Annotated in this window: 10 protein-coding genes; 2 read left to right on the forward strand and 8 right to left on the reverse strand. The window is 47.6% G+C overall.

Features of this window, described 5'->3' with window-relative positions; all coding sequences use genetic code 11:
- Nucleotides 1-72: 72 nt before the first annotated feature.
- On the forward strand, nt 73-1,434 hold the full coding sequence (locus ACZM6M_RS08555) for an MATE family efflux transporter (protein ID WP_418762345.1): 1,362 nt from the start codon (nt 73-75) through the stop codon (nt 1,432-1,434).
- A 93-nt stretch (nt 1,435-1,527) separates the two neighbouring features.
- Nucleotides 1,528-2,931 carry an NAD(P)/FAD-dependent oxidoreductase gene (locus ACZM6M_RS08560; RefSeq protein WP_337933088.1) on the forward strand — a complete coding sequence of 468 codons (1,404 nt, stop codon included), beginning with the start codon at nt 1,528-1,530 and terminating at the stop codon, nt 2,929-2,931.
- A 57-nt stretch (nt 2,932-2,988) separates the two neighbouring features.
- Here the strand turns inward: ACZM6M_RS08560 and ACZM6M_RS08565 are convergent, their stop codons facing one another.
- The 8 genes from ACZM6M_RS08565 to ACZM6M_RS08600 all read right to left on the reverse strand — a co-directional run bounded on the left by ACZM6M_RS08565 (nt 2,989) and on the right by ACZM6M_RS08600 (nt 11,388).
- Nucleotides 2,989-4,434, reverse strand: a complete 1,446-nt coding sequence (locus ACZM6M_RS08565) for a glycoside hydrolase family 1 protein (protein WP_337434423.1) — start codon at nt 4,432-4,434, stop codon at nt 2,989-2,991.
- Between the two features lie 10 nt (nt 4,435-4,444).
- The gene (locus ACZM6M_RS08570; RefSeq protein WP_337434512.1) at nt 4,445-4,786 is read right to left on the reverse strand and encodes a PTS lactose/cellobiose transporter subunit IIA; all 342 of its coding nucleotides are present in this window, start codon (nt 4,784-4,786) and stop codon (nt 4,445-4,447) included.
- 84 nt (nt 4,787-4,870) lie between these two features.
- Nucleotides 4,871-6,109: a PTS transporter subunit EIIC gene (locus ACZM6M_RS08575; RefSeq protein ID WP_066543276.1), complete on the reverse strand. Its 1,239-nt coding sequence runs from the start codon at nt 6,107-6,109 to the stop codon at nt 4,871-4,873.
- 6 nt (nt 6,110-6,115) lie between these two features.
- On the reverse strand, nt 6,116-6,439 hold the full coding sequence (locus tag ACZM6M_RS08580; protein ID WP_066543277.1) for a PTS sugar transporter subunit IIB: 324 nt from the start codon (nt 6,437-6,439) through the stop codon (nt 6,116-6,118).
- Nucleotides 6,440-6,478: 39 nt separating this feature from the next.
- On the reverse strand, nt 6,479-8,392 hold the full coding sequence (locus ACZM6M_RS08585; RefSeq protein ID WP_337434422.1) for a BglG family transcription antiterminator: 1,914 nt from the start codon (nt 8,390-8,392) through the stop codon (nt 6,479-6,481).
- Nucleotides 8,393-8,636: 244 nt separating this feature from the next.
- Nucleotides 8,637-8,918 (reverse strand): septation regulator SpoVG, encoded by a 282-nt coding sequence (spoVG, locus tag ACZM6M_RS08590; RefSeq protein ID WP_066543281.1) that lies wholly within the window; start codon nt 8,916-8,918, stop codon nt 8,637-8,639.
- Nucleotides 8,919-8,995: 77 nt separating this feature from the next.
- Nucleotides 8,996-10,117, reverse strand: coding sequence for a glucose-1-phosphate adenylyltransferase subunit GlgD (gene glgD, locus ACZM6M_RS08595; protein WP_066543283.1), 1,122 nt, complete (start codon nt 10,115-10,117; stop codon nt 8,996-8,998).
- A complete protein-coding gene (locus ACZM6M_RS08600; protein ID WP_066543285.1) occupies nt 10,114-11,388 on the reverse strand; it encodes a glucose-1-phosphate adenylyltransferase in 1,275 nt (424 codons plus the stop codon). Before ACZM6M_RS08600 ends, glgD begins: the two co-directional genes overlap by 4 nt.
- Between the last annotated feature and the right edge of the window lie 290 nt (nt 11,389-11,678).

An 11,678-nucleotide genomic window follows, 5' to 3' on the forward strand; every position in this document is an offset into this window, starting at 1 on the left:
TAAAGATATTCCCCATTCATCTGGAATCCATGCTAAAATAGAGCCGTAAAACACACAAGGAGAATTTTTATCATGGAAACAGTTAAAAAGAACCGTTCCGGTACAACGGATCTGACCGTGGGACGCCCCCTGGCTCAGATCCTTCGTTTTGCCCTTCCTCTGGTGCTGGGTACACTTTTTCAGCAGCTCTACAGCTTTGCAGATACCATTATTGTAGGCCGCTGTCTGGGAACCGACGCCCTGGGAGCTGTAGGAACCACCTACTCCCTGAACTTTCTGATCCTTGGCTTTATCCAGGGAGCCTGTGTGGGATTCGGCATCCCGGCAGCCGAATCCTTTGGAGCAAAGGATCATAAAAATCTGGAGCGCTTCCTCATCAACGGAGCCACCCTCTGCATTGGGCTCAGCGCTGTCTTTACTGTTGTCACCACCCTGACGGCCCCTCCGCTCCTAAAGCTCATCCACACGCCGCCTGAGCTCTTTGATGATGCCTCTCTTTATATCCGCATCATTTTCCTGGGAATTCCTGCTACGGTTCTGTACAACTACTCCTCCAGCGTCCTGCGGGCCATGGGAGATTCCAGACATCCCTTTTATTTCCTTTTGGCCTCCAGTCTCCTGAATATTGCCCTTGACTGGATTTTAATCGTTCCTTTCGGAATGGGAGTAGACGGAGCAGCCATCGCTACTGTAATCAGCCAGGCCCTCAGCGGCCTGCTCTGTACCTGGTGGTTCTTCTCCAAAACTGCAAAAGGACACGGCCTGAGCTTTACTAAAAATAAGCTGCGCCTTTCCTCCCACCACTGCAAAAAGCTGGCCTACATCGGCCTTCCCATGGGCTTTGAATACTCCGTTTCCGCCATTGGAGCCGTTATTATGCAGGACGCCATCAACCTCTTGGGAAGTACTGCCGTAGCCGCACAGACCGCGGGAGAAAAAATCCGCCAGATGTTCACCCTTCCCATGGAAAGCGTGGGTATGGCTATGGCAACCTATGCCGGCCAGAACCACGGTGCAGGGCGCACCGACCGCATCCGCCAGGGTATAAAGGACGGCTGCAAAATCCAGCTGTGCTACTGCGCTGCCGCCTGGACCGCCATTTTCCTGTGCAAAGATTTTGCCGTCGGGCTGGTGCTGGGAGACGCAGACCCGGCAGTTACTGCCGGAGCGCTGGAATACTTAAGCGTTATGAGCCTTCTGTTCTGCTTCCACGGCCTCTTAATGATCTTCAGAAATACCCTTCAGGGCCTTGGATACAGTATGCAGGCTGTTATATCCGGCATCGGCGAGCTGATCGGACGAAGCCTTGGAGGCCTTCTGGCAGTAACAAAGCTGGGATATCTTGGCATCTGTCTGGCCAATCCCATTGCATGGGCCTTAGCCATGTTTTACTGTATTTTTATGGTAACACGGGTAATGAAAAAAGAACGGTAGACCCCTTTTCATAACTATGATAGACTATAGTTATATTCGTTCTGGGCCTTATTTACCATCAGGCTTTGAATCTCAAAGAGAGGAGAATTTCTTATGAGCAAAAATAATCTGTATGATGTAATCATCATCGGCGCCGGCCCTTCCGGCATCTTCTGCGCCTATGAGCTGATCCGTCAGAAACCGGAACTTAAGATCCTTATGGTCGAAAAGGGCCGGCCCATTGAAAAACGTGTCTGCCCCAAGCGCACTACCAAGGTCTGTGTAGGCTGCAAGCCCTGTTCCATCACAACTGGATTTGCAGGCGCCGGAGCATTTTCCGACGGAAAGCTTTCACTGTCTCCAGATGTAGGCGGAAACCTGCCCGAAATCCTGGGGTATGACGAGACGGCTGCGCTTTTAAAGGAATCTGATGACATTTATCTGAAATTCGGGGCAGACAAAAATGTATACGGCATTGACAAGCAGAAGGAAATCGAAGAAATCCGCCGCAAAGCCATCAACGCCAACTTAAAGCTCATCGAATGCCCCATCCGTCACCTGGGTACAGAGGAAGGCTACAAAATCTATACCCGCCTTCAGGAGCACCTGCTGGCTCAGGGCATTGAGATGAAATTTAACACCATGGTAAAGGACATCCTGATCGACGGCGATACCGTAAAGGGTATTGTAACGGACAAAGATGAAACCTTCTGCGCACCGGAGATCGTAGCTGCCATTGGCCGCGAGGGTTCTGACTGGTTCTCCCATGTCTGCGATAACCACCACATTGAGACAAAGGTTGGAACCGTGGATATCGGCGTCCGCGTTGAAGTCCGCGACGAGGTTATGAAATTCCTCAACGAAAACCTTTATGAGGCCAAGCTGGTCTACTACACCCCTACCTTTGACGATAAGGTACGCACCTTCTGCAGCAACCCTTCCGGTGAAGTAGCAACCGAATACTATGAAAACGGCCTTGCAGTAGTAAACGGCCATGCATATAAATCACAGGAATATAAGACAAACAATACCAATTTTGCCCTTCTGGTAAGCAAAAACTTCACCCGCCCCTTTAACGAGCCCATCGAGTACGGTAAACACATTGCCCAGCTCTCCAATATGCTCTGCGGAGGCAGGATCATGGTCCAGACCTTCGGCGACTTCCAGAGAGGCCGCCGCACCACAGAGGAGCGCCTCTGCCGCAACAACCTGATCCCAACCTTAAAGGATGCGGTTCCCGGCGATCTGTCCCTTGTATTCCCCTACCGCATTATGACGGATATCAAGGAAATGATCCTGGCCCTGGACAAGGTCACTCCCGGTATTGCCAGCGATGAAACCCTGCTCTATGGCGTAGAAGTTAAATTCTACTCCAACAAGGTAGTGGTTGATAAAGACTTTGAAACCAGCGTACATGGACTGAGAGCCATCGGCGATGGCGCTTCTGTTACCAGAGGCCTGCAGCAGGCTTCTGCAAACGGTATCAGCGTGGCGAGAAGTATTTTGAAGAGGATGTAAAAACCGCCCAGCCGGAATCGACTTTTCCGATTCCGGCTGGACGGCCTTTTTATATCTTTATTCTTCTTCCAGACAATGTGCCCCATTGGTAGCGATCACCTTCTGATACCAGTAATAGCTATCCTTTGGAATTCTTGCCAGATCCTTGATGTCCTCATCATCACGGTTTACATACACCAGACCATAACGCTTCTGGTAACCATTACTGGTGCTGAGTACATCCACAAAGGACCATGGCAGGAAGCCTCTTACGTCCACTCCCAGCTCAATAGCTCTGTGAATTGCCTGAAGGTGCTTCGTCCAGTAATCGATACGGTAATCATCATGTACCTTTCCGTCCTCCAGAACATCTCTTGCACCCAGACCATTCTCTGTGATGATCATCGGGATCTCATAGCGCTGATAGATATCACGCAGCAGGTACTGCATACCCGTTGGGTCAATGGTCCAATCCCAGTCATTTGTATCCGCATTCGGATTCTTCATGTACTGATAGAAATCAGGCATTACCTCATAAGCTCCCATAGCGCCCTTCTTGCCGCTTAAGTTGCTCCTAGCCTCTGTCAGCTCATTCTTATCAGCATCCGGGAAGCGCACGCACTTGCTTGCATAGTAGTTTACGCCCAGGAAGTCCAGCATTCCCTCACGGATAATCTCCATATCTCCCTCTTCGATCACAGGAGCCATTCCATGCTCTTCCAGATAGCGGAATGCACCTACGGGATATTTGCCCTTAAAATAAATATCCAGGAAGAAGTGGTTCTTTAAATCCTCTGCATTTAACATAGCCAGCATATTTTTCGGAGTGGAATCCAGTCCGTATACCGGAGAATATCCGATGGCTGCACCGGAACGTCCGCCTTCTACCAGCTCATGGATCAGCTTGCTGATCTTTGCCTGTCCCAGATTCATATGGTGGTTGATCTGGAATTTCACCTGAGGATCCCCATGGTATTTCTCAGGCACATAATTCTTCTTTTTCCAGAATTCCACAATAATACTCTGCTCATTGATAATCAGCCAGTCTTTGATCCTGTCGCCGTATCTGCGGATCAGGAACTCTCCGTAAGCCACAAAATCATCCACGCTCTGGCGGCTTATCCAGCCGTCATATTTGTCTACAAGAGCCATTGGCATATCGTAGTGGTAAATGGTAGGGATCGGCTTAATTCCATTTGCTACCAGCTCATTTACCAGGTTGTCATAAAACTCCAGGCCCTTTGGGTTTACTTCTCCAACGCCGTCCGGGAAAATTCTTGACCAGGAAAAGGAAAAACGGTATGCAGTAAAGCCGCATTCCTTCATCAGCGCGATGTCTTCTTTATAGCGGTGATAGTGATCACTGGCTACGCTTGCATCTGCAAAGCCGGTTCCGCGGTTTAAAATGTCCATCTGGGACAGCTTCTTTCCGTCCTCTTCTGCTGCTCCCTCTACCTGATAAGCACTTGTAGAAGCTCCCCATAAAAAGCCTTCCGGCATCGTCTTTCTGATATCTGCGCTCATAGTTCCTCCTTTATGCATTCATTTTATTGTAGAAACTTTCAAATACCTGGATCATTTTCTCTGACAGGTGGATCTCTGACATAACGGTCATCAGCGTATCCTGTGCATGGTTAAACAGCAGGCTTGGCTGAATGGTTTCTGTTCCCGCGATCTCAGACTGGATCATCTCTGTCTGAGCATTGTGAGCTGCACAAATATGGTTATTTGCCTCCTCCATATGCTCCTTTGCTCCTGCAAAATCAAATGCTGCTACACAATCTAATGCCTTTCCGGCTGCATTTCTGGCATCACCTGCAGAAATTACGATCTGCATGGCAACCTGAACGACCTTATCATCATCCTTAAACATCATTTCTCCCACTTTTATTTCTCTCCTTTCTGAAAAGCAGCGCCCCCAAAACCAGGGAACGCCGCCATATGTTTTAAGTGCTCTGCATCAGCATGCAGCCTGTGTTTCTTCCTCTACGCACTGTCTCTCATATACTTTGTAGAATGGATACCAGGTCAGCAGATACAGGATAAACAGTACGATATACACCGGAACGGCTCTCCAGTCTCCCGTAATCATCACACTGGAAAACGGAGCCGGGATCTGTCCTACCTGAACCATCTTGGAAGGAATATTTAACAGGCCATAGTGCATGGTCAGCCATACAACTGTAGGACCAACGATACTATTGATCAGGATCGGAAGCATTAACAGAGGGTTAAATACAACCGGTGCGCCGAACATTAACGGTTCGTTGATATTGAACAAAGAAGGTCCGATACAGATCTTACCCATGGTTTTAAGCTTCTTGCTCTTGGAACCCAGCATCAGCACGTTTAAAGGAAGTGTGCCGCCGCGGCCGCCCATGGTGATCAAAGCAGCTGTAAATACGGCCTCGCTGGTAGCGATATTCATAGGAACGCCGCCGTTTGCCACAGCCTCGATATTCTCTGCGATCGCCACCATAAAGATAGGAGTGGTAACTGCATTGAATACCCAGCTGGAAATACCCATTGAGTAGAAAATAACCGGTACAAAGCAGATCAGGATAAAGCCGGGAAGTGTCTGAGCGCCCTTCTGAAGAGGCATAAAGAAGCTTACCAGAATATTGTAAAGATCCAGCTTTAATACGTTTGCAAAGATCATCGCCAGTCCCAGAGTAATGGTAATGGGAATGATATTGTTGATCCAGTCGCTTACAAAGTCCGGAAGCGTATCATTGTTTTCCAGTACATGAAGGTTTGCATAGATGTGGAATACAATGGCAACGAAAAGACCTACTACGATACCCATCATGATACCGGCAGCGCCGATACGGCCGTTATCAATCTGGAAGATTCCGTCTACTACCTGAGGACGGCAAAGCAGCAGGTACGCTGCAATGGAGATCAGCGATGCATTAATCTGATACTGTCCATGTCCCAGCTTGATCATGGCCTCATGGGTAACAAAGAAAGCTACGAAGATTGCCAGCAGTCCAAAGGAGAAATTCGCAATGGGACTTAAATCAGGAAGCGCCGGGATATAGGAACGGAATACGTTGTAGAAGAAGATCAAGGAACCGGTCAAAATGATCGGAAGAACCTTCTTCATGGTACTTGCCACGGTATCGATCCATGGATTTGCAAAAACCTGCCGGGCCTTAGGAGCAAATACGTCCGAAAGCCATGTCATTAAACCATTCATCTGTACTTATCCATCCTTTCTTGCAGCTACCTTCTCTGCCAGCTCAACCAGTGCGGCTCCGTCCAGAGAAGAATAAATCTCTGCCGGTATCAGCTCTACCTGGATTCCATGGGGTGCGCACTCCTCTGTCAGCTTCGGAACAGCGCTTGCATAGTGGGGACCAACTAACAGTACATCCATCTTGTCCATGTACTCGCTTACCACACTCTCACTTCTGGCTTCCACAGTCATGTCCAGCTTTTTCTTCTTTGCTGCCTGTCTTGCCTTCTGTGCCAGGAATCCGCTGGAGAATCCAGCTCCGCAGCATAATAACACTCTGATCGTACCCATAATTGTTACCTCCTTAGTTTGGTTAATGTGTTTTATATACTACCGGTTCTGAAGCTCATCTCTCTCCGCCCAGTCAATAATATCCATCAGGGTATCATAACTCCGGGTTTCCAGAAGATGGTTCATACAGCCCTCGTCCATCATAAAACTGGGGGCAATCCGGTAAAATTCCTCCAGGTTTTCCTTATTAACCGAAACGGATAAAAGAAATACCACCTGTACCTCATAAATATGCCAGAGCACCGGCTTTTCCAAAAGCGCCACGCAGACAAAAGTATCCTTCGTCACCGGCTGATAGGGATGAGGAATTGCAATCTGAGGACAGAAGTCTGTCTGCATCAGATTTTCTCTCTTTCGTACGGAATCCTCAAAATCCGGCGGAAGTTCCCGCACTCTGCGGATGCACCCGCACAGCTCATGGAGTATCTCCTCTCTGCTGTTTCCCTTTATATTGGTAAAAAAAAGCGACCGGTCAAAATACGATCGGATTCCGCCTTTCCTGCTGCTTTTCAGCAGCCGTTCCACCTCTCCCGCATTGTGCCTGTCAAAAAAATACTGTACCTGACACACTGGAACCGGAATGGCTGTTTTTACGGGAACCGTAGAAAATACATAATCTATATTAGAAAAATCCCAGGATGCCAGAGATCCGATATCACAGGCTTCTACCCGGTCCAGATAATCTCCGAACATTTCCCGAAACCGATATTCAAAAAGCTTAGCACTACCGGAACCGGAGGCGCACACAAGAAGGATATTCCTCTTGTACCTCTGTCTGTCCTGTCGTTTTAACGAAAGGGCAAAACACAGGGCCAGGTATCCAATCTCTGCCTCAGGGACTATGGTGTGGAAATACTCCGACAAAACCGTAGACGCATGGGCCGCCACTGCATAGGGAAAGCTGTATACCTCTTTAATCTCCTTTAAAATGGGGTTGTCCATTTTCAGCCGGTACTGCAGGCGGATCCGCAGCGATACCATGTGAAGTCTCAGGGATGTATTTAAATCAAAATCCGATGCCAGATCCAGATTATATGTCTGCTTGACGCTTTCAAGCATCCGGTTCACCAGCTGATTGATCTCCATATCAATAAAAACGCTGCTTCTGTCTCCGGCCAAAATCTTTTTCTTTCCCAGAAGCTGAATCGCCATGTATTTAATCTCAGGAACCGGAAGACAGATTCCAAAAGCCTCTTTCAGTCCTTCCGCACAAAGCCTTGCGGCACGGATATCGCCTTCATGAAGCAGGTCGCTGTGCTTCATCTCCTCCAACGGAATCACACAGCCCCGTCCCCAGCGGTACAGAGCGATCTGCACCTGCAGGACAATATTAGGGATATCCATTTCATAGATGGTTTCCCCACATTGTTTTACACTGCTTAGAATCTCATTGCGGATCTGTTCCCCATCCCAAAATGTATGATAAATTTCCTTAAACCACTGATCGTTGAACTCATAAAATGCCGCGCTCATACAAAGCCGTATGGAAAATTCATCCCCCTGGATTTTAAGACCGTAATAGGGTTTTCTTTCAAGAGCCAGATGATGCTTATTTAAATACTGCTCGACTCCTTTTAAATCAAGGGACAACGTTTTTCTGGATATATAGAGCCGTTCGCAGAGCTCCTCCGCCTTCACTCCGGAAGCAGCGGCAAATAATCGGGCCAGAATAAATTCTATCCTCTCTTTTCCGGTCTCCGGAAGCAGGGCTGAGGTTCTTCCCTTTATAAACTCCTGATAGCGCTCCGGTTCCTTTACGCAAAGCCTGAGTCCAAGACCTCTGCGGCGCTCTATGGCAGCTCCGTTCCGGCAAAGAAGTTCATCCAGCTGACTGACCAGTGTCCGGGCCGTTCTCTCGCTGACTTCCATCTGGTCGGACACGGTTTCCATATTTATATATAAATCTTCTGAAAGCACTGACAAAAGCCGGTTCAGGCGTCCATCCATCTGCATCCGGTATTCCTCCCTTCTGCCTTCGTACATTCCTGATTTTTATACTCACTGTCTGTTTGTTATGCGTAGTATACCCCAAAATCATTTCCAGTTCCATCCGGCTTTCTTCCAGCAGTACTCGGCAAAAAGTACACCAAAATCCCTCTTTTAATCATGGCTGGCGACGTGCGCCGCCAGGCGCACCACACAAAAAAACCGAGCAGAAAGAATTCAATCCTTCTGTCCGGTTCTTAATATTATCCGGTTATTCAGCCTCTGCTCCCCCATTCTCCAGCAGCGTCATCTCATATTTCTCCAGAATAGTATTCTGAATCATTTCTCTGGTGCCGGAATTGATGGGATGAGCGATATCGCGGTACTCGCCGTCTGCAGAACGGCGGCTGGGCATCGCGATAAACAGCCCTTTTTCTCCCTCGATCACCTTAATATCATGGATCACAAATTCATTATCCATGGTAATAGATACGATCGCTTTCATTTTACCTTCTTTTTCTACCCGTCTGACTCTTACATCCGTAACCTGCATGCTAATCCCCTTCCGTCCTCTCCGTCAGCCCCCTTGCTGCATCTTCCACGCACAGCAGGAAGATGACTGCGCGTAAATTATAATGTATATCTCTCGTTCTTCTCTACCACGATCTTGATATTATCCGGCGTTCCGATATGTGTGGTGTTGGCCCGGATGGTATCACGGCTTTCAACGATGCAGTTTTCAATCACCGTGTTATCTCCGATATATACATCATTTAAAATGATGGAGTTTTTGATCACACAGTTATTTCCGATATAAGCCTTTTTAAACAGGATCGAATTTTCTACCGTGCCGTTTAAGATACAGCCGCTGGAAACAAGGCTGTTTCTCACCACAGCGCCCGGGTTGTACTTTGCCGGAGGAAGATCGTCAATCTTGGTATAGACATCCGGATATTCTCTGAAGAAGTAATTTCTCACTTCCGGCTTCAGGAAATCCATGTTTGTCTTATAGTAGGAATCTACGGTAGCAATGTTGCTCCAATAGCTGTCCATCTTGTATGCATAGATGCGCTTTAAGTTCTTATAGCGCACCAGAATATCATTTACCAGATCATAGCGGTCCTCTGCTGCACAGCGCTCCAGAAGCTCGATCAGCTGTCTTCTGCGGATTACATAGATACCGCAGGAAATCGTAGTGGCGTCTGAAGCCATGGGCTTTTCCTCAAAGTCCACGATCCGTCCGTCTGCAGCCAGCTTCACGCAGCCGAAACGGGTGACGTCCATACCTTCTTCCATATCCTTGCATACAACGGTGATATCTGCCTTTTTCTCGATATGGTATTCCAGAACCTTGTTATAGTCCAGCTTGTACACGCCGTCGCCGGAGGCGATCACTACATAGGGCTCATGGCTGTTCTTTAAGAATGTAAGGTTCTGATACAGGGCGTCTGCGGTTCCGCGGTACCAGTCGCCGTTCTCCGGAGTAATGGATGGAGTAAACAGAAACAGTCCGCCCTGCTTACGTCCGAAATCCCACCACTTGGACGAGCTTAAATGAAGATTTAAGGATCTGGAATTGTACTGTGTAAATACAGCCACATTCTGGATATGGGAATTGGTCATATTGCTCAATGCAAAGTCAATGCTGCGGTAGCTTCCTGCAACCGGCATAGCGGCTACGGCTCTCTTGTTGGACAATTCCCGCATTCTCTTGCTGTTTCCACCTGCTAAAACAATACCGATTGCTCTCATTTCACGCCACCTGCCTTTATAATGTAATTTCCGCCTGCCAGTATACCGTCAGGATAGTCGTCGATTGCCGTCTCGCCCGCAATGGCTGTATTTCTTCCAATCTTCACGCCGTCAGGAATCACTGAATTCTCTCCGATGGTAGCCAGTTCAAACTGATATACCTTGGGATCATAGGTGCTGGGTGCATAATCTCCAAAGCCTACCTCGGCATTTGCCCCGATCGTTACATTTTCAGCGATAATGGCCTTGTCCACCACTGTGCAGGCTCCGATATGAGTGCCCTGCATCACGATGGAATCTCGAACTACGGCTCCTTTCTCAATGGTAACTCCCGAACCTATAACAGAATTGATCACCTTGCCGTAAACCTCTGTTCCCTCGCCTATGATACTGCGTTCGATTTCTGCATCATCTGCTATGTACTGAGGAGGGATTACATCACTCTTGGTATAGATCTTCCAGTATTCCTCATAAAGATTAAACTCAGGAATAATGTCGATCAGCTCCATATTGGCCTCCCAGTAAGATCCCAGAGTACCTACGTCCTTCCAGTAGCCGTTGTATTCATATGCAAAAATGCGGTCTCCCTTTCCGTGACAGTACGGAATAATGTGCTTTCCGAAGTCACATCCGGGTTCGTCCTTTAAGTGGATTAAAGCGTCCCTTAATACGGGCCAGCTGAAAATATAAATACCCATAGAAGCAAGGTTGCTTCTGGGAACAGCGGGCTTTTCCTCAAACTCTGTGATCCGGTTGGCCTCGTCCGTAATCAGAATACCAAATCGGCTGGCCTCCTCAATAGGCACAGGCATGGCAGCAATGGTGACATCCGCATTATTCGCTTTGTGATAATCCAGCATAACCTCATAATCCATCTTATAAATGTGATCACCGGAAAGGATGAGCACGTACTCAGGATTATACGCTTCCATATATTCCAGATTCTGGTAAATCGCATTGGCTGTACCGGTATACCAGTCGCTGCCTTTGCTCCTTTCATATGGAGGTAAGATCGTCACGCCGCCTACGTTCCTGTCCAGATCCCACGGAATACCGATTCCGATATGGGTATTTAAACGTAATGGCTGATACTGTGTCAGAACTCCCACTGTGTCAATACCGGAGTTGATACAGTTGCTCAGCGGAAAATCAATGATACGGTACTTCCCCCCAAAAGATACCGCCGGCTTGGCTACTTTCTTTGTCAGAACGCCAAGGCGGCTTCCCTGTCCGCCAGCTAAAAGCATGGCAATCATTTCTTTCTTAATCACGTTATCACCTCTTGCTGTTATAATTTTTGTAAGTATAATTATAACACAAATTTTAGTTTCCGTATATAAATATTTAATTTTATTTTGTGTTTTTTGCGCAGTTTTCCGACATTTTTCGTTTAAAAATTCCATAGTTCTTCTAATTTATCCATATCTTGTATTATGGTACAGTTTTAAATACTATATATCCTTTATCCGGATCTAACATGCAAACCAGGGCAGTCTCTTCCTTCAGCGCCTTAAACTTGCAGAAAAATGCGGAAACTCCGGCTGGGAAGGCCTTGAAACAT

The sequence above is a fragment of the Enterocloster sp. genome (genome assembly GCF_057861365.1).